Here is a 19,412-nt window from a genome sequence, read left to right on the forward strand (position 1 = left end):
ATGGAAAAGAAAAGAATACTAATAATAGCTTCATTTGCGGGTTCGTTAATAAGATTTAGAGGTGATTATATTTCTAGCTTAGTTGAAAGTGGTTTTGAAGTATTTACTGCTGCACCAAGCTATACAGATAATGATATACAAGAATTAAAGAAAAGAGGTGCAACGCCAATAGAATTTAAATTACAACGTACTGGATTGAATCCTTTTAAAGATTTTAAATCTATTTTAGAGCTTAAGTCTATTATGAAGGATAATAACATAGATTTAGTATTTCCGTATACTGTAAAGCCTGTTATTTATGGTTCTATTGCAGCAAACCTTAACAAAACACCTGTTATTTCTTTAATTACAGGATTAGGGTTTGCCTTTACAGGTCTTACTCGTAAGGCTAGAATTTTACAACGCTTAAACGAAACACTTTATAAATTATCTATTAGAAAAAATAAGTTTATTGTTTTTCAAAATACAGATGACCATCAATTATTTGTTGACAGAAAAGTAATTTCCAAAAAGCAACCTGTAGCATTTGTAAGTGGTTCTGGCGTGAATCTTTCAGAATATTCCTTTAAAGAAAAGAATCCAACTGATAAAGTCAGCTTTTTACTTGTTGCAAGATTAATCAAAGAAAAAGGTATTGACCTTTATATGGAAGCTGCTAAAATATTGAAACCAAAATACCCAAAGGCAGAGTTTCATGTTATTGGTGCTTTAGAAACATCACCTAGTGCTATTAGTGAAGACGAACTTCATAAATTGCATGAAGCTGGCACAATTGTTTTTCATGGTAAGCAAATGAATGTTAACGAGCATTTACATAAACGAGATATTTTTGTACTACCAAGTTATTATAGAGAAGGGATCCCAAGAACTACCTTAGAAGCTTGCGCATGTGGAAACCCAATAATAACAACTGATTCCGTTGGTTGTAGAGAATCTGTAAAAGAAGGTGTGAATGGATTTTTAATTGAGCCTAAAAATTTAGATGCTTTAGTAAACGCTTTGGAATTCTTTATTAAAAATCCCGAAAAGATTAAGGAAATGGGAATTAACAGTAGAAAATATGCCGAAAAACGTTTTGATGTTAAAATTATTAATAATGATTTAATTCGCCTAATAGACAAAACATTGGCATAAAATATTAACCATAACTTTGTTTTATTAAAAGAGTTGAAAATTTGGTTAGAATTGTTACAGGTGTGATGAAATCAAAATTCATAAAAATTGATTATTTAGATATTTTCATTCTATTATTGATTTTTATTCCTTCTCTTAACCTATACTTTAATCTTGGGTTTGTATCAGTATTTATAAGTGTTCTATATCCTGTATTCTTTGGTTTAGCTTTTATAATTGCCCTTTATTCTATCTGGAAAAAAAAGTATGTATATGGATTTTTAATTATTACTTATTTTATTTTCTCCAATCTAAATTTGATTGAGTCGCTATCAACTGAAAAAGATTCAATAAGCATTTTAACTTACAATGTTAATGCATTTGATCATCCAAATAACATAACAACAGATGATGCACCTTCAGAAATTGTGAAATTTATAAATAAGACTAGTCCAGATATTTGTATTCTTCAAGAGCCAACTTATAAAGAAGGATTAAAAATTAAAGGTTATGATTATACATTTTTAGGATACAGAGACTCAATTGTAAAATCCTTTCTTACTATTTCTTCCAAATACCCAATCATACATCAAGGATTTGTAGATTTCCCTGAGACAAAAAATAGCGCGATATATGCAGATATAATTGCAAATGGTGATACACTCAGAGTTTACAATACTCATTTACAGTCGTACAAATTAATAAAAGATCTATCTGTTAGTGAGATTATAAATAATCTTAACATAAATTATAATAAGCAAATAGAACAAGCAAAAATATTAAAACAGCATATTTTGAATACAGACATGCCTGTACTAATATGTGGGGATTTTAATGCAACTGCTTTTAGCTTACCTTACCGAACTCTTAAACAAGATATGTTTAATTCTTTCTCTAACTACGGTTATAAGTTGGGAAAAACATATGAAATATTTAAGTATCCTATTAGAATAGATCATGTATTATACAATGATAAAATAGAATTATTAAAACATGAAAACTTCGAGTTAAAGTTTTCTGATCATGAGCCTATAATTGTTGAAATAGTCATTGAATAAATACTATTTCAGCATAGATCTAAAGGGCCAGCAAAAATAAACGATTAATTTTAGCAAAACAGGATCTAAAGAGTTTGTATAGGATTTTAGGGGATAGTTCATCAACTTTGACGCTCTTAAAATGATATATATACGTTTTAGAAAAAACACTGGATGTTTAAGTCCATATTTTTTAAAAAACCAATTACACTCGGTAATACAATTGAGTATGACTCCTCTTGCATTTTTTGAAGACATAGGTGTATTCATTATTGAACCTTCTACACCTGTATGATAAATTCTAAGAATTTGATTGACACATTTGGTTAAATAACCACTTTTGGCTACTAAATTCCAAACAATTCCTTCAGGTACAAATCCTATGTTTAACATTTCTGGATTTATTTTGATGCTTTTTAGAACATCCGTTTTTGTAAATCCCCATTTTTCACCAATAATCTGATGAGACATCCATGCGTCAACTGTATCACAATAATATGGATCTTTAGGAAATAATTCTCCTACCAATTCTCCATGTTGATCTTCGCATAAAACAGTCACAGCACCAACTTTAGGTTTTAATTCTTCAGGAGTATCATTATAGGTGTTATTAAAAACTTCTAAAGCATTTGGCACACACTCATCATCCCCATCAAAAGGCAATAAAAACTCACCTTGTGCTAAATTAATCGCTTGAAAAAAACAACTCATCTTGTGTTTATTTACATCATTATTGAAATAATGAATATTAAGATTTGAGGTTCTAACAATCTCTGTAATTACTTGATGAGAGTTGTCTGTTGAACCATCATTAATAACTAGCCATTCAAAATCTTTAAATGATTGACTTAATAAAGATTCGTGCACCTTTAATATTGATTTTTCACAGTTATATACTGGTGTAAAAACAGTAAACTTAAATTTATAAGATTCAGAAGGTTGTTTCTCGTAAACTGGTATTAATTCTTTGAAATTCATTGAGGTACAAATATTATCTAAAAAAGCAAAGAATATGTAATTAATAAACTATTCTATTGTCGCTAAACTACATTTTTTAATTCTATTTAAATAACTAAAAGGCATATAATATGAACATTTCAAGCCAATTCCTGTTTATAACTAAAGTTAACTATTCTTTGTTTGTATATGCCTAATATATACTTTCGTCACAACTATGACCAACGAATAACATGTACAAATTATTTTTTAAAAGATTTATAGATTTTATGGTTGCATTAATTGGACTATTGATTTTATCCCCAATTATAATAACGATAATTTTATTACTAACCATTGCAAACAATGGAAAGCCATTCTTTTATCAAACAAGAACTGGGAAAAAAGGAAATATCTTTACAATTGTTAAGCTTAAAACTATGAACGATAAAAAGGATAGCGAAGGGAATTTACTTCCAGATCATCAAAGAATTACGAAAGTTGGTGATATCTGCAGGAGATATTCTTTAGATGAAATTCCCCAGCTTTTCAATGTCCTGAAAGGTGACATGAGTTTAATTGGACCTCGTCCTCTTTTACCAAAATATTTACCAAGATACAGTAATGAGCAAAACCGCAGGCATAATGTTATGCCAGGAATTACTGGTTGGGCACAAGTTAATGGTAGAAACGCCATAAGTTGGGAAGATAAATTCAAACTAGATGTGTTTTATGTAGATAATCAGTCATTTATATTAGATTTTAAAATTTTGATAAAAACTATAAAGAATGTAATTGCTAAAAAAGACATAAATTCTTCTAGTAATCAACCTATGCCTGAGTTTATGGGAAATAAAAAGACTTAAGTGATATTAAGTTCAGTTACTTGATTATTACATTTTCATAAAGTTCATTTTTTGCTTTTAATTTTCGATTAGTAATTTCTGAATACTCTTATAATCAATTAAGTAAAACGTATAAATTTGCTTTTTATCGTGTTTAATTTTGTGATACCAAATTATTGATGCATCTTGGCTTAAGATTATTAATCGTGTCCCAAATCCCTCTAAAAAGACATGAGTTGAACAGTAGCTATTACTCAAGAATTTTGACTTATGAAACCTAAAATATGGCTATCATCTCCCCATATGGGTGGAGCCGAACAAAAATACGTCCAAGAAGCCTTTGACACAAATTGGGTAGCACCGCTTGGTCCTAACGTCAATGGTTTTGAACAGGACTTACAACTTTATCTGAATGAAAAAAGATATGTAGGAGCCTTGGCTTCGGGAACTTCCGCATTACATTTAAGTTTGATTTTATTAGGTGTAAATACACGAGATGAAGTAATTTGTCAAAGTAAGACCTTTTCAGCTTCTGCAAATCCCATTATATATCAAGGTGCAACACCAATATTTGTTGATAGTGAGTGTGACACTTGGAATATATGTCCAGATCTTTTAGAAACTGCCATAAAAGATAGAATCGCCAAAGGAAAAAAGCCAAAAGCCATAATTGCAGTTCACTTATATGGAATGCCTTATAAAGTTAATGAGATTCATAATATTTCAAAATCTTATAATATTCCAATTATAGAAGATAGTGCTGAATCATTGGGTAGTACATATCAAGGCCAAAAATGTGGTACATTTGGTGATATTTCTATTTTGTCATTTAATGGAAATAAAATCATCACAACATCTGGTGGCGGTGCAATAGTTACGAGAACTCAATCAGACAAGGACAAAGCAGTTTTTTTAGCAACACAAGCTAGAGACAATGCACCTCATTATGAACACTCTCATATTGGTTTCAATTATAGAATGTCTAATATTGTTGCAGGTATTGGTCGTGGCCAAATGCAAGTATTAGATAAGCATGTTAAAAAACGTCGTTCTAATTATGAATTTTATAAGCAGTCATTGAATGATATAAATGAAATTTCTTTTTTAGATGAACCTATTGGGAGTTATTCAAATAGATGGTTAACTTGTATATTGCTTGAAAACAAATCGCAAAGAGAAGATGTTAGATTGACATTAGAAAAAGAGAATATTGAATCTAGACCGTTATGGAAGCCTATGCATTTACAACCTGTTTTTGCTGATTTTCCGAGTTATATGAACGGTGTCTCCAAAGGTTTATTTGATAAAGGATTATGCTTACCAAGTGGGTCAAATCTTTCAAAAACCGATTTAATTAGAGTAACGACAACAATAAAAAAATATTTTAAAGTATGTTGATTCAGTTATTGCTCAAAATATCTCGACGTTATGCTTCGCAATGGATGGTGATGCTTTTCGATATTGGATTAACTCTGTTCACATTTATCGTTGCATATCTAATAAGATATAATTTCAAGTTGGAATTTGACTTTTTTATAGTAATAAAGCAATTTCCCTTTGTTGGAATCGTATCATTTATTAGTTTTTTGGCAGTAGGTTCACATAGAGGTGTTGTTCGTTACACTGGTTTTAAGGATATTTTAAATGTTGTTATAGGTGCAAATATTATTGCCACTTTACTTATTTGTTTAACCTTTATTAGCAGAAAATTCATTAATGGATATGAAATTCTTAATATTTCAGGCTCCATTATATATATACATTTGTTATTGAATATATTATTTCTAATAGGAAGTAAATTATTCATAAAGTCTTTATATAACCATATTACCCAAGACTTTAACATAATAACAAACGTTCTAATTTTTGGTGCTGGAAGTTCTGGTATGCTTACATATGATGCCATTAAAAATGACACAAAGAACGGGCTTGAAGTCGTAGGATTTATTGATGATGATGAAAGAAAGGTTGGTAAAAAAATTAATCTACTTCCAGTTTTAAATCTAAATAATATTGACCAAAAATATATAGCTAAAAACCATATAGAAGAAGTAATAATTTCAATTCAGAATATTGATTCTACACGTCTTTTACAAATCACTAGCGGTTTATTTACATTAGGTCTTAAAGTGAAAATTGTACCACCAGTTCAGAGTTGGATAGATGGCGACTTAAGTGTTGGTCAAATTAAGGAAGTTAAAATTGAAGATTTACTTGGCAGAGAACCTATAAATATAAAAAACCCCGATTTAGAAGAGCAATACGATAACAAAGTAATTATAATTACAGGTGCAGCCGGATCTATTGGAAGTGAAATATGCAGAAAAGTAAGTTTGTATAATTTCAAAAAATTAATTTTGGTTGACAATGCTGAATCTGCTTTATATGACATACAACAAGAGTTTAGACAATTAGGATTAAAAAATATTGAAGCTATTGTTGCAGACGTTCGAAACAAAACAAGGATAGATCAAATTTTTAACACCCATAAACCTAAGGTTGTCTTTCATGCTGCAGCATACAAGCATGTACCACTAATGGAAAACAATCCTTTTGAAGCAGTTAGTGTAAATATTGGCGGTACTAAAAATGTTGCTGATATTGCAGTTAAACATAGCGTTGATAAATTTGTTCTCATTTCTACAGATAAAGCTGTAAATCCAACCAATGTTATGGGTGCTACAAAACGTATTGCTGAACTTTATGTTACCTGTTTAAAAGGCAAAGGACATACAAAATTTATTACCACAAGATTTGGGAATGTTCTTGGTTCAAATGGTTCGGTTATACCTTTATTTAAAAAGCAAATTGAAAAAGGTGGACCTTTAACTGTAACACATAGAGAGATAACACGCTATTTCATGACTATTCCAGAAGCCTGTCAATTGGTATTAGAAGCTGCTGCAATGGGTAATGGTGGAGAAATATTTGTATTCGACATGGGAGAGCCAATCAAAATATTTAATCTTGCTAAAAACATGATTCTTTTATCAGGATTACGTTACCCTCAAGATATTGACATAAAAATTACTGGACTTAGACCGGGTGAGAAAATATATGAAGAACTTCTAGCTGATGGCGAAAACACTAAAAAAACCTATCATGAAAAGATAATGATCGCAAAATCTAGACGTTTAGACACAGAAAGTGCAGAAAAAAAAATAAATGCTTTAACAAGTACTAACACACTTACACAACCACTAGAAATTGTGTCACACATAAAAGCATTGATACCAGAATATATATCTAACAACTCTACATATGAAGTTTTAGATAAAAAAATAAATATGTAAATATAACTTACTAGCTAAATCACATTTAAAAATGAAAAACAAATTTATTTCAACACTAATATTTTGTTTAATACTTTTATCTTCTTGCGCCTCAAGAAAAGATGTTGTTTATTTTCAAGATGAGCCTTTGCAAGAAGATTCATTTGATAATAAACCTCAGCAAATTATTTATAAACCAGACGACATTTTAACAATAAATGTATCTGCTTTTGACCCTCAAACAGTTTCAGCTTTTAATTTACCAGTTGTAGCAAACGACCTAAGTGGTGGTCTTCAGGCTCAGGGTAATTTCCAACAACAAACATACTTAATAGATTATAATGGAGATATTGAATTCCCAGTGCTAGGTAAGGTCAGAATTTCTGGATTAACCAGACCTGAAGCTACTGATATGTTAGTCAAAAGAATAGCCGAATATGCTAAAGATCCCATTGTAAATATTAGGCTTGTTAATTTTACAATTACAATTATTGGAGAAGTGAATAATCCTGGGACTTTTACAATAATTGATGAGAGAATCACATTGCTGGAAGCATTAGGTATGGCAGGTGATTTGACAATATTTGGTGATAGAAAAACAATAAAATTAATAAGAGAAGTAGACGGGGTAAAAAAGTTTGCCGAAATAGATTTAACCTCTATTAATTCTATTAATTCTCCGGCTTATTATTTACAGCAAAATGACGTTATCTATATTGAACCTAACAATGCAAGAATAAGGTCATCTACTTATAATCAAAATAATGCAGTTTTAATTTCTGCCATTGGAACACTAACAACTATAGCAACGGTTTTTTTAGTAAATCGATAAATTTATATTATTAAAATATGAATTCTAATTCTTCAGATATAAAACAAACATTAGAAAACTTTTTATATTATTGGAAATGGATATTAATATCAGTCTTGTTTTCATTAATTTTTGCATTTCTATATTTACGTTATACTACTTTTGAATATAATGCTACTGCAACAATAAAAATACAAGACGAAGAACAATCCAAGAAATTACCTAGTTTAGAAGATCTCTCTAATAAAGGGTTATTTTCAGATGGCGCCGATAAAATTAAGGACGAGCTTATTACTATTAAATCAAGAACAATTGCAAAAAATATTATAAAAAAGCTCGAATTAAATATCCTATATTACGCAGAAGGTGATATTAAGGATATAGAACTTTACAAAAATTCACCAGTAACTATAAACTTTTTTGCAAGCGACTCAGTAATTGACAATGTCTTTGAAACAATTCATATAAAAATTCTATCTAACACCAAGTATCTGCTTATTGAAGATGATAAAAAATCGTTTTTAGACAAAAGTAATCTAGAAGGTAGAGAATACACTTTTGGTGATAAAGTTGAAACTAAATATGGTGGATATGTTATAATACCAAATGTTGATTCTGAATTACCATTAACAAGGGATCTTTTTATTAAAATAGACATTATACCAACAGATATACTTGTTAATATTTATACTGAAAAAGTAGAAATAGCATCTGAACCAGGTTCAACTATTTTAAAACTCAATATAAAGGAAACAGTTGCTCAAAAGGCTATAGATTATTTAAACCAGTTAATTACTGAATACAATAATGACGTTCTTGCAGATAAAGAAAAGGTAGTAAAAGTAACATCAGAGTTTATCAATAATAGGTTGGAACAAGTTAGCGAAGAACTTGGAAAAGTAGAATCTGATGCAGAACAAGTGCAAAAACAAAATAACCTCACTGCTTTAGGTACTCAAACTGAATTAAATTTACAAGCAAGAAAGCAGGTTGATCAACAAATTACACAAACTTCTACTAATATTCAAATGATATCCTATTTGCAAGATGAGATTAATGATAAAAGTAAGATGAGTGATTTGCTTCCTGCTGATATTGGTATTGGAGATGCAAATACGGCTCAGATTGTTAAAAGTCATAATGAGCTTGTTGTGCAGAGAGATAAAATATTAAGAAATTCAAGCTCTAAGAATCCTGTGATTATTGAGTTAAACAATCAGATTAAAGCACTAAAAATTAATCTGCAAAACTCATTACAAACAATAAAAGAGACCTCTGAATTAACATTAAATAATTTAACTGCTGAAAGCAATAGAATTAGTGGTCAATTATATTCAGCCCCCACTAAAGCAAGAAAATTTCGAGGAATACAGAGACAACAAAGTATTAAAGAAACTCTTTACTTGTTTTTATTAGAAAAAAGAGAAGAGTCAGCCATCAGATTAGGGATGGACTCACCAATAGCAAAAACCATTGATAAAGCCTATTCATCTTTTTTACCTATTTCACCCAATACTAAAATGACTTATATAGCCTCATTCATTTTAGGTTTATTTATTCCAATAGGTCTAATCTATATGATAAGTCTTTTAGATACTAAAATTTATAATAAAAATGATTTATTAAACACAGTTGATATTCCGTATTTAGGTGATATACCAAAATCTTCAAAAAAACAAAAATTGATAAAGAAAGTAGATTATTCAGCTAAAGCAGAAGCTTTTAGACTTTTAAGAGCTAATATCGATTTCCTTTTGAAAGACAAAAAAGATAGTTCAAAAAAATTATTTATAACTTCCACTAAAGCACAAGAAGGGAAATCTCATACGAGTACTAATCTAGCTTCATCTATTTCTTTTTCTAACAAATCTGTCCTCTTAATCGAAATGGATATTAGAGTACCTAAGATACTTGACTATTTAGAGATTATAGACAAACCTAAAAAAGGACTAACAGACTATATAGTTGACAAAACAATAAAACCGCAAAGTGTAGTTTATAAGCATAAGGATAATTCTTTCTTAGATATTATTCCTTCAGGAACCATACCACCTAACCCATCCGAATTATTAATGAGTGATAGAGTGACTGAATTATTTGAATATTTTGATGATAAATACGACTATATAATTGCAGATACCTCAGCAGTTGGACTAGTTAGTGATACTTTCTTAATTTCTCATTTTGCTGATATATTTATTTATGTTGTAAGTGCTGATAATGTTGATAAGCGTCAACTTGTACATGTTGCTCAACCACTGCATGATGAAGGAAGACTACCAAATATAAACATGCTTTTAAATGGTGTTAAACAAGGTGCTAAAGGTTATGGATATGGATACGGCTATGGTTACGGAAACTCTCCAGCCAAAAACAAGAAGAAATGGTATAAAATCTTCTCATAAAAAAAGAGCCTCAATAATGAGGCTTTTTTTATAGCTTTCGTCTTTTCTTCTCAGTCTTTAAAAGTGTTAACTCTCTGCTAGTTTGTCCGGCAACAGAAGTGTTTTCCTCAGCTCTTCTAATAAGATATGGCATTACATCTTTAACAGGCCCGAAAGGAATATACTTAGCAACATTATACCCTTGCTCGGCAAGATTAAAACTTATGTGGTCGCTCATACCATACAATTGTCCAAACCATACATTATTATCCTTTTTATCTATTGATAATTGATTCATTAAATCCATAGCTAAATAACAACTGTCTTCATTATGAGTACCAATAAATACAGAAATATCCTTACTATTCTTCAAAATATAAGAAAGCGCATTATTAAAACTTTCGTCAGACAATTCCTTAGTCTCACAGATTGGTGATTGATAACCTTTTTCTTCTGCTCGTTCACGTTCTTTTTCCATGTAAGCACCACGGACAATTTTCATTCCGATTTTAAAATTATCCTTTTGTGCTCTATCATGTAATGCTTTAAGATAGTCTACTCTATCCCATCTATAACATTGTAACGTATTATAAACAATTGCCTTTTCCTTATTGTAGATACGCATCATATCTTCTACCAAATCATCAGCCGCCTCTTGCATCCAGCTTTCTTCACCATCAATTAAAACTTCAACATCCTTCTCTTTAGCCAAGCTACAAACAGCATGGTAGCGTTCTACTACTCTATTCCATTCGTCTTGTTCTTCATTTGTAAAATCTAATCCTTCAGTTTTCTTTTCATATAAATAGAAGCGACCAAATGCAGTAGGTTTAAATACTACAATAGGCATCGCTTCTTTTTCATCACAAAAACGAATGATTTTTAAAATCTTTTCTACAGCATCTTCAAACTGCTGCTCAGTTTCTTTACCTTCAACAGAATAATCTAATACCGAACTTACACCTTTAGAAAAAAGATTATCTATTACAGGTAAGCAATCTTCTTCATTAACACCACCACAAAAATGATCAAATACTGTTGAACGTATAAGTCCTTCAATGGGTAAATTAGCTTTTAGCGCAAAATTGGTCGCTGCAGTACCTATTCTAACTAATGGTTGTGAAGAAATCATTTTAAATAAGAAATAAGCACGTTCTAATTCAGAATCTGATTTTAGACTGAAAGCTGTTCCAGTATTTTCAAATAGGGTTCTATCTATCATAATCTAATACGTATGCTACAAATATATTTATTATCTATCTTATATTTTTGTGAAAAATCTAAGTATTTTCACATATTAATTCTTTAGAGAATATCACATGGAATCAATAGTTACAAAAGACGCTGTAGTGCACTTTAATTCAGAGGTTTATGAAAAATTAAATAATTATATTAAAACAACAAATCCTTCCAAAATTTTCATTCTGGTTGATTCAAACACCCACGATTATTGTTTGCCGAGTTTTATGGCTGAATTAAATAATGGAGATATAAAAGTTGAAGTGATGGAAATACCAGATGGCGAAGATCACAAAACGATTGATATTTGTACAGGAGTTTGGGAAGCGTTATCACAGTATTATGCAGACAGAAAAAGTCTAATAATAAATCTTGGTGGCGGTGTTGTTACCGATTTAGGCGGATTTGTAGCTAGTACTTATATGCGAGGTATTAGTTACATTAATGTACCAACAAGTCTACTTGCCATGGTAGATGCTTCTGTTGGTGGAAAAACCGGTGTGGATTTGGGTACTTTAAAGAATATTGTTGGTGTTATAAGCGAAGGTGAAATGGTATTGATTGACCCTTCATTTTTAGCTACACTTCCACGAAACCATATGGTTTCTGGATATGCCGAGATGTTAAAGCATGGCCTAATCAGAGATAAAGATTATTGGAATACACTAACGCATCTCGAAGATTTAGACATTTCTCATCTTAATCAGTTGATTTATGATTCTGTAGTGATTAAGAATAAAGTGGTTACGGAAGACCCAACTGAGAAAGGTTTACGTAAGATTTTAAATTTTGGGCATACTCTTGGCCATGCCATTGAAAGCTACTTCTTAGGAATCGCTGATAAAGAACCACTACTTCATGGTGAAGCTATAGCTATTGGAATGATATTAGAGGCCTACATTTCAACTAAAGTATGTGGTTTATCTCTAGAAGAATTTGAATCTATTAAAACTGGAATTCTTAAAACATTCTCTAAAGTTGAAATAACCAATAGAGACCAAGAAGTCATTATAGATTTATTAAAATACGATAAGAAAAACAGTCATGGGACAGTGAAATTTGTTTTACTAGAAACTATTGGTCAACCTAAAATAGATTGTTTAGCTGATAACGAATTAATATTTGAAGCCTTTAAGTATTACAACACATACCTTAACATAAGCTCTTCATAAACAGATAGTAAAAACAAAGGCTCTTGAATTTTTCAAGAGCCTTTTCTAATAAAGATTTGCTATTAACCAATATTATAATTCATTAAAGATTGTATGCATCAATCTTTTCTTATCATTTATACTTTCTTCTAAAGAAATCATTGTTTCTGTTCTATAAACACCATCTATATCATCTAATTGAAAGATAACTTCCTTAGCGTGCATTGTATCTCTTGCTCTAATTTTACAGAAAATATTAAACTTTCCAGTAGTAATATGTGCCACTGTTACATAAGGAATACTTTCAATACGCTCTAAGACAAATTTCGTCTGAGATGTATTTTGAAGAAAAACACCTACATAAGCAATAAATGAGTATCCTAATTTCTTATAATCTAGAGTTAAAGAAGAACCTTTAATGATTCCTGCTTCTTCCATTTTCTTAACGCGTACATGAACTGTCCCTGCTGAAATCAATAATTTTTTTGCAATATCAGTAAAAGGAATACGTGTATTATCGATAAGCATATCGAGAATTTGGTGGTCTACTTCATCTAATTTAAACTTTGCCATAAATGTATTTTCTTTAAACTTTATGCAAAAATAAGAGAATTATATTAACAATAATGCACTTAAAATGTGTTTTTTTAAGGTTTTAGCAATAATTTCTCATTATTTATCAGTACGAAATCGATTTCGTTAGTAACTTTTAGTGCTTCATTTTTTGAATTTGAAACAATATTACCTTTTGCATCAATTTCTTTATGTCCAAAAAAGTTATCTAATTTTGAAATTGATTCAATCTTTGGGATAAAATCTATATTACCATTCACTAATCGTTCTTTAAACTGAATAGCAATATCTGCAAGTGAAGAGTTTTCATTCTCTCTAGCTTTTCTAATAATTACATCATAAAACTGCTTACTATTTTCTGGAATATCATAATAAGATTGATAATTATCACCCGAAACACCATCAGAAATAGATTTTAAACCTTTTAATATTGAAATAAACATCAAGCGTCTTACGTCTTCCCTATCGTAATCATTTGTGCAATGACCAGCTTCAAATAATACGGTTGGCACACCGTAATTCTGAAAAGTGTCACCAACACAATTCAAATTAAACCCATCGTCATAACGTGCTACACCATTTGGAATTTCATTTTGCAAAACTTTATTAATATCTGTAATGATTTCCATAGCAACCTTCCTGTTTGCTGTTAAAGACCTTTCTGCGTCTTGAGAAGGCGCTAAAAAAGAAACACTAGACGAGACATTAGTATTACCAACATTGTATATGGTACGCTGTCCGTGCAGGTTGAAGCAATAATCTGGCTTAAAATCGTCATATACCTGTCGCAAAACCAAACTCTCTGGTTGCGATAAATCTTGGGCATCTCTATTTAAGTCAATAAGATTGGCATTTAAACGTGTGTAGCGTTGTGCGCCATCAGGATTTAAGATTGGTATAATAAATAATGTACACTCGGAAAGTATCTTATTTGGAAGTTTATTTGTAGTCTCAAAAAGATTAAAACAATCAAATAAAGCTTTTGTAGTTGTAGATTCGTTACCATGCATTTGAGACCATAACAACACTTTTTTAGAGCCTGTTCCAAATTTCAAGGCATAGATTGGTCTATTTTCTACAGAATAACCAATAACGGAATACATAGATTTTGGAATCTTACTCAAGCATCTTTCAATGTCTGAATTGGTAATATATCGCCCGAATAATTCTGAAGTTTTTAATAAAGAATATAAGCTGTTTATGTTGTTTAAATTCATGACTCTTTTTTACTGTTTACAAATGTAACTATTATAATATTTACAATTGTAAACATAAACAATCAACAACAATGTTACATCTGTATACAGTAAATACTTTCAGTGTTTATTGATTGCTAAAATAGTAGCTATAATTTAAATTAGTTTAGTTAAAACAATAGTATAATGCTTTATATCAGTAATTTAAATTTGTTTAATTAAAGTGATTAGTTAGAAATTATTTTATTGTTTGCAGATTAATTATGTATAGTTTTTATAATTATTTACATTTGTAACATACAATATTAAATCTGTTTGTTTACAATGCTAAACGTTAGTGATTTTTCTAATAGACTTCAAAAAGTCATTCAATATTACGGTGAATCTTCATCTAGTTTTGCTGAAAAAATTGGTGTACAGCGCTCAAGTATTTCGCATATTCTGTCTGGAAGAAATAAGCCAAGTTTAGACTTTATTATGAAAGTGCTTCACGCCTATCCTGATGTAGAACTATACTGGTTACTAAATGGCAAAGGTGATTTTCCAAAAACACATTCAGAAGTTTTACAAAGTACAACGTCTACTCTAGTCGATGAGAGAAAAGAAAATAATGTTGAAACAAACCCTGAAGTCAAACAACCTATAAATGAATCGAATTCAGAAATAGAAAAAATTGTAATATTCTACAAAAACGGAACTTTTAAAAGTTATAAGCCTTAGTTTGAATTTGCTATTTCCTATTTTTGTGAAAAGGATTTAAATGAGATTATATTATTCACTTTTTGTTTTATTGCTTCTTTCGAGTTGTTATAATGTTGAAAGAAATTGTAAGGACTTTAAAACTGGCATCTTTAAATTTAAATATACCATTGATGGTGTAGAAAAAACAGGAAAGTTTATTCGTACTGATGATTTAAATATAGACATGTATGAAGGAAAAGTGGACACTTCTTCTGTACGCTGGATTAATGACTGCGAGTTTATCCTTAAAAAGATAAATCCTAAGACCAATGCAGACAAGGATGCAATACACATGAAAATCCTTACTACATCTAATAATTCATATACTTTTGAATATAAGCTTGCTGTAAAAAAACCAAATAGACCACAACGCACCGAAATAGGAACTGCAACTAAGATTGATTAATATGTTAGATTTTTTATTGACTACAGATGCCATCATGGCATTATTAACACTAACGTTTCTAGAAATTATACTTGGTATAGATAATATTGTGTTTATTTCTATTGCAGCTAACAAACTACCTGAAGAGAAGCGCAATAAAGTAACGAATATTGGTTTAATACTAGCAATGGTACAGCGTATTGTATTATTGTTTTTTGTGTCGTTTTTAATTGGCTTGAGCAAACCTTTTTTTGAATATCACGAAGATTGGTTAAGTGTTGCTGTAAGTTGGCAAGCTATTATTTTATTTGTTGGTGGTTTATTCCTTATTTATAAGAGTACGAAAGAGATTAGAGAAAAGGTTGAAACCCCAAAGCATGATGAAGATGCTGTGAAGTCCAAGAATATTAAATCATTGCAGCAAGCCATTGTTCAAATTCTAATTATTGATTTTATTTTTTCAATAGATTCGATTCTTACAGCTGTTGGTATGACAAATGGCTTACACCCAAATCATAACTATACGCTAGTATTAATGATTATTGCTGTTATCATTTCTATTATTGTAATGATTGCTTTTGCAAATCCGATTAGAATATTCATAGATAAAAACCCAAGTATGCAAATCTTAGGTTTGGCCTTTTTAATTCTTATTGGTTTTATGTTAATTACTGAAGCTGCTCACCTATCGCATACCGCATTTTTTGGTACTACAGTTGGCGCTATACCAAAGGGTTATCTCTACTTTGCCATAGCATTTTCATTATTTGTAGAGTTCTTAAACTACAGAACTAAAAAGAATAAAGAAGTTAAAGAAATAAGTTAAGTCTTATGTCTTTAAATAATAGAACTATTGGAAAGGCGATAATTATCGGAAGTATAGCCTCTAATTTCTTGGGCGTAGGCCTTATAAATGTTGTAACATTAATAATCGGTAATGTTATACTTAACAAAAATTCATCTAAGGAAGAAAAACAAAAATGGATGCTAATTTCCTTGATTGGGTATTTAGCATCCTATATACTTTTTGCTATTATAATTTATTTGATATTCATTCTAGCTTAGACTAAAACAAAGTCACCTGTCCATTATCATCAGTCTCTGAGGTTGAATCTGAATCATCACTAGCTGTTTTTTCTTCAGAATTAGCGGTTTCTTTAACCTCAACTTCTTGTTCATCAACAACTTCGAGCTCATCAGCATGTACTTCTTCTGGTGCTTCATATGGCAATGGGTCTAGAAGATTGATTTGATTAACTTTAAACTTAGACAACTGATTTCCTAAAGCATGTATCCCTTTTATTGCAATAAACTCTTCAAGGTTTACTGTGGCATTTTCTCTTCTGTCTTTTCCGCGTTCTTTAGCGTAAACTATTTCTGCAACTGGTTTCCAATCTGTTGATACAATCTCTAATTGGCTATCTGCATGTTCTGAAATAAAAACTTCTTCCTTGCTTTCGTTTTCAACAAGAAAACGTTTTACATAGTAGCGTTCTTTTTCACCATCATAATACACGGCTGAAATTGGCTTTTTAGGAATCCATTTTTCTAAGACAATCATGTCATCATCAAAATGTGCAGTCATTTCCGGAATAATCGTTTTTAAAATTCCAGTCTGTTTTATGATTAACAGTCTGTCTTCACCTCTAAATTCACCAAGCAAATCGCCTCTTCCATCTACATTGAGACGTTGTACGGTTTCATCGAACCAGATTTTACGTGGTTTTAAAGTAGAAACACCTTTTTCTTTTAATTCAACGCGTTTAATTGAATATTTCGTAACCAAGTTACCTTTAGATGTTCTGCCTTTTATTAAAATATCTGCGAAATCTACATCCCATTTTAGCTTTTTAATGCTGCCTACTTGGCGTAACATGATGGTTACCACTTCTGCTTCACCATTAGGGTTTGCTGAAAAATGCCATACCACAGAACCTTTATTTCCATTGGTAAGGTCGTATTCTCTATCTCGCGTAATAGAAGTTACGGCAAAACGCTTAATGTAAGAAGGTCCACCTTTTCCATCGCGATAAATTAAGTTGTAAATGGTACGTTTGTCTTTCTTTTTAAAGACTGCAACATGAATAATATTCTTACCTACAAAGGTTTTACTATCGACTTTAGTCACCATCATTTTACCTTCTTTAGTAAATACGATAATGTCATCAATATCGCTACAGTCGGCAACATATTCATCGCGTCTTAACGATGTTCCTATAAAACCTTCCTCTCTATTGACGTAGAGTTTCGTATTTCTTATAACCACTTTAGAGGCATCAACATCATCAAATGTTCTGATTTCAGTTTTACGTTCTTTGCCTTCACCGTAATCTTTCTTTAATCTTTGGAAATACGTAATCGCATAATCTATAAGATTTTCAAGATGATGTTTTATTTCAGCAATTTGGTCTTCTAAAGCATCTATTTTTTGTTGTGCTTTATCAATATCGAATTTAGAAATACGCTTAATTCTAATTTCAGTTAAACGTACAATATCGTCTTCAGTAACAGCTCTTTTAAGGTGTTTGATATGTGGTTTCAAACCTAAATCAATCGCATTGATAACGCCTTCCCAAGTTTCTTGCTCTTCAATATCACGATAAATTCTGTTTTCAATAAAAATACGTTCGAGTGAAGCAAAATGCCATTGTTCTTCGAGTTCGCTTAACTTAATTTCGAGTTCACTCTTTAAAAGCTGAACTGTATTATCCGTAGAACGTCTTAGCATTTCAGAAACACCAATAAAAATTGGTTTGTTGTCTTCAATGATACAGGCTAAAGGCGAAATAGACGTTTCGCAATTTGTGAATGCATATAAAGCATCAATAGTTTTGTCTGGTGAAATACCTGAAGGCAAATGCACTAAAATCTCTACTTCTGCCGCAGTATTATCTTCAATTTTTTTAATCTTGATTTTACCTTTATCATTGGCTTTTAAGATGGAATCTATCAATGAAGATGTTGTTGTTGTAAACGGAATTTCGGTAATAACTAAAGTATTCTTATTGTGTTGAGAAATTCTTGCTCTAACTCTAACCTTTCCACCTCGATTACCATCATTGTAGTTGGTAAAGTCTGCAATACCAGCAGTTGGAAAATCAGGCACTAACTTAAAACGCTTACCTTGTAAATGCTTTACAGATGCATCAATTAATTCTAAGAAGTTGTGTGGTAATATCTTTGTTGACAAACCTACTGCAATACCTTCTGCACCTTGCGCTAATAACAACGGAAACATTACTGGAAGATTCACAGGTTCTTTACGACGACCATCATAAGACGCTTGCCATTCTGTAATCTTAGGATTATACACAACATCTAAAGCGAATTTAGAAAGTCTTGCTTCAATATATCTCGATGCCGCCGCTCTATCACCAGTTAAGATATTTCCCCAGTTTCCTTGCGTGTCTATCAATAAATCTTTCTGACCAATTTGCACCATAGCATCAGCAATACTAGCATCACCATGTGGATGATATTGCATGGTGTGACCAACAATATTGGCTACTTTATTGTAACGACCATCATCTAAATCTTTCATAGAATGCATGATACGTCGTTGCACAGGTTTAAAACCATCTTCTATTGCAGGTACAGCACGTTCAAGAATTACATATGAGGCATAGTCCAAAAACCAATCTTTGTACATGCCTGTAACTTTGGTTATGGTTTCTTGGTTATCCTGATTATCGTTGTGTAATAAATCGTCGTTTTCTTCAATCATAGAAT

General features: G+C 30.8%; 16 protein-coding genes. 11 read left to right on the plus strand and 5 right to left on the minus strand.

Going from position 1 to position 19,412, the window contains the following annotated elements:
* Complete coding sequence (locus tag HRU50_RS03015) at positions 1–1,134, plus strand: glycosyltransferase family 4 protein (RefSeq protein WP_296348032.1); 1,134 nt, start codon at positions 1–3, stop codon at positions 1,132–1,134.
* A gap of 41 nt (positions 1,135–1,175) precedes the next feature.
* Positions 1,176–2,171 (plus strand): endonuclease/exonuclease/phosphatase family protein, encoded by a 996-nt coding sequence (locus HRU50_RS03020; protein ID WP_296348034.1) that lies wholly within the window; start codon positions 1,176–1,178, stop codon positions 2,169–2,171.
* 3 nt (positions 2,172–2,174) lie between these two features.
* On the opposite strand, the gene HRU50_RS03025 is transcribed toward HRU50_RS03020, so the two are convergent.
* A complete protein-coding gene (locus tag HRU50_RS03025; RefSeq protein WP_296348036.1) occupies positions 2,175–3,128 on the minus strand; it encodes a glycosyltransferase family 2 protein in 954 nt (317 codons plus the stop codon).
* A 212-nt stretch (positions 3,129–3,340) separates the two neighbouring features.
* Here HRU50_RS03025 and HRU50_RS03030 point away from each other — a divergent pair, with 212 nt between their 5' ends.
* From HRU50_RS03030 to HRU50_RS03050, 5 genes are all read left to right on the plus strand, one after another.
* Positions 3,341–3,952: a sugar transferase gene (locus HRU50_RS03030; RefSeq protein ID WP_296348038.1), complete on the plus strand. Its 612-nt coding sequence runs from the start codon at positions 3,341–3,343 to the stop codon at positions 3,950–3,952.
* A gap of 249 nt (positions 3,953–4,201) precedes the next feature.
* Entirely contained in the window at positions 4,202–5,329 is a 1,128-nt protein-coding gene (locus HRU50_RS03035) for a DegT/DnrJ/EryC1/StrS family aminotransferase (protein WP_296348040.1), read from the plus strand.
* Between the two features lie 188 nt (positions 5,330–5,517).
* Entirely contained in the window at positions 5,518–7,224 is a 1,707-nt protein-coding gene (locus HRU50_RS03040; RefSeq protein WP_366927333.1) for a nucleoside-diphosphate sugar epimerase/dehydratase, read from the plus strand.
* 31 nt (positions 7,225–7,255) lie between these two features.
* Positions 7,256–8,035: a polysaccharide biosynthesis/export family protein gene (locus tag HRU50_RS03045; RefSeq protein ID WP_296348045.1), complete on the plus strand. Its 780-nt coding sequence runs from the start codon at positions 7,256–7,258 to the stop codon at positions 8,033–8,035.
* Between the two features lie 17 nt (positions 8,036–8,052).
* Positions 8,053–10,419, plus strand: a complete 2,367-nt coding sequence (locus HRU50_RS03050) for a tyrosine-protein kinase family protein (RefSeq protein ID WP_296348047.1) — start codon at positions 8,053–8,055, stop codon at positions 10,417–10,419.
* A 28-nt stretch (positions 10,420–10,447) separates the two neighbouring features.
* Here the strand turns inward: HRU50_RS03050 and HRU50_RS03055 are convergent, their stop codons facing one another.
* On the minus strand, positions 10,448–11,620 hold the full coding sequence (locus HRU50_RS03055; RefSeq protein WP_296348050.1) for a proline dehydrogenase family protein: 1,173 nt from the start codon (positions 11,618–11,620) through the stop codon (positions 10,448–10,450).
* A gap of 97 nt (positions 11,621–11,717) precedes the next feature.
* Here HRU50_RS03055 and aroB point away from each other — a divergent pair, with 97 nt between their 5' ends.
* Positions 11,718–12,809: a 3-dehydroquinate synthase gene (gene aroB, locus HRU50_RS03060; RefSeq protein WP_296348051.1), complete on the plus strand. Its 1,092-nt coding sequence runs from the start codon at positions 11,718–11,720 to the stop codon at positions 12,807–12,809.
* Positions 12,810–12,881: 72 nt separating this feature from the next.
* Here the strand turns inward: aroB and HRU50_RS03065 are convergent, their stop codons facing one another.
* A complete protein-coding gene (locus HRU50_RS03065; protein ID WP_296348053.1) occupies positions 12,882–13,361 on the minus strand; it encodes a winged helix-turn-helix transcriptional regulator in 480 nt (159 codons plus the stop codon).
* A 74-nt stretch (positions 13,362–13,435) separates the two neighbouring features.
* On the minus strand, positions 13,436–14,578 hold the full coding sequence (locus tag HRU50_RS03070; protein ID WP_296348055.1) for a M14 metallopeptidase family protein: 1,143 nt from the start codon (positions 14,576–14,578) through the stop codon (positions 13,436–13,438).
* A gap of 303 nt (positions 14,579–14,881) precedes the next feature.
* On the opposite strand from HRU50_RS03070, the gene HRU50_RS03075 reads away from it, so the two are divergent.
* From HRU50_RS03075 to HRU50_RS03085, 3 genes are read left to right on the plus strand one after another with little or no spacing between them, the layout of a single operon-like run.
* On the plus strand, positions 14,882–15,277 hold the full coding sequence (locus tag HRU50_RS03075) for a helix-turn-helix transcriptional regulator (RefSeq protein ID WP_296348058.1): 396 nt from the start codon (positions 14,882–14,884) through the stop codon (positions 15,275–15,277).
* 40 nt (positions 15,278–15,317) lie between these two features.
* Positions 15,318–15,704: a hypothetical protein gene (locus HRU50_RS03080; protein WP_296348060.1), complete on the plus strand. Its 387-nt coding sequence runs from the start codon at positions 15,318–15,320 to the stop codon at positions 15,702–15,704.
* 1 nt (position 15,705) lies between these two features.
* Positions 15,706–16,509: a TerC family protein gene (locus HRU50_RS03085; protein ID WP_296348062.1), complete on the plus strand. Its 804-nt coding sequence runs from the start codon at positions 15,706–15,708 to the stop codon at positions 16,507–16,509.
* Between the two features lie 240 nt (positions 16,510–16,749).
* Here HRU50_RS03085 and HRU50_RS03090 read toward each other — a convergent pair whose 3' ends face one another.
* A complete protein-coding gene (locus HRU50_RS03090) occupies positions 16,750–19,407 on the minus strand; it encodes a DNA gyrase/topoisomerase IV subunit A (protein ID WP_296348064.1) in 2,658 nt (885 codons plus the stop codon).
* Positions 19,408–19,412: the final 5 nt, after the last annotated feature.

Origin of the sequence: Winogradskyella sp. (assembly GCF_013213835.1) — a bacterium.
Taxonomy (GTDB): Bacteria; Bacteroidota; Bacteroidia; order Flavobacteriales; family Flavobacteriaceae; genus Winogradskyella.

Coding starts and splice junctions, on each gene's coding strand:
- HRU50_RS03015 (WP_296348032.1), top strand. CDS start 1: ATGGAAAAGAAAAGAATACTAATAATAGCTTCATTTGCGGGTTCGTTA.
- HRU50_RS03025 (WP_296348036.1), bottom strand. CDS start 3,128: ATGAATTTCAAAGAATTAATACCAGTTTACGAGAAACAACCTTCTGAA.
- HRU50_RS03030 (WP_296348038.1), top strand. CDS start 3,341: ATGTACAAATTATTTTTTAAAAGATTTATAGATTTTATGGTTGCATTA.
- HRU50_RS03035 (WP_296348040.1), top strand. CDS start 4,202: ATGAAACCTAAAATATGGCTATCATCTCCCCATATGGGTGGAGCCGAA.
- HRU50_RS03045 (WP_296348045.1), top strand. CDS start 7,256: ATGAAAAACAAATTTATTTCAACACTAATATTTTGTTTAATACTTTTA.
- HRU50_RS03050 (WP_296348047.1), top strand. CDS start 8,053: ATGAATTCTAATTCTTCAGATATAAAACAAACATTAGAAAACTTTTTA.
- HRU50_RS03055 (WP_296348050.1), bottom strand. CDS start 11,620: ATGATAGATAGAACCCTATTTGAAAATACTGGAACAGCTTTCAGTCTA.
- aroB (WP_296348051.1), top strand. CDS start 11,718: ATGGAATCAATAGTTACAAAAGACGCTGTAGTGCACTTTAATTCAGAG.
- HRU50_RS03065 (WP_296348053.1), bottom strand. CDS start 13,361: ATGGCAAAGTTTAAATTAGATGAAGTAGACCACCAAATTCTCGATATG.
- HRU50_RS03070 (WP_296348055.1), bottom strand. CDS start 14,578: ATGAATTTAAACAACATAAACAGCTTATATTCTTTATTAAAAACTTCA.
- HRU50_RS03075 (WP_296348058.1), top strand. CDS start 14,882: ATGCTAAACGTTAGTGATTTTTCTAATAGACTTCAAAAAGTCATTCAA.
- HRU50_RS03080 (WP_296348060.1), top strand. CDS start 15,318: ATGAGATTATATTATTCACTTTTTGTTTTATTGCTTCTTTCGAGTTGT.
- HRU50_RS03085 (WP_296348062.1), top strand. CDS start 15,706: ATGTTAGATTTTTTATTGACTACAGATGCCATCATGGCATTATTAACA.
- HRU50_RS03090 (WP_296348064.1), bottom strand. CDS start 19,407: ATGATTGAAGAAAACGACGATTTATTACACAACGATAATCAGGATAAC.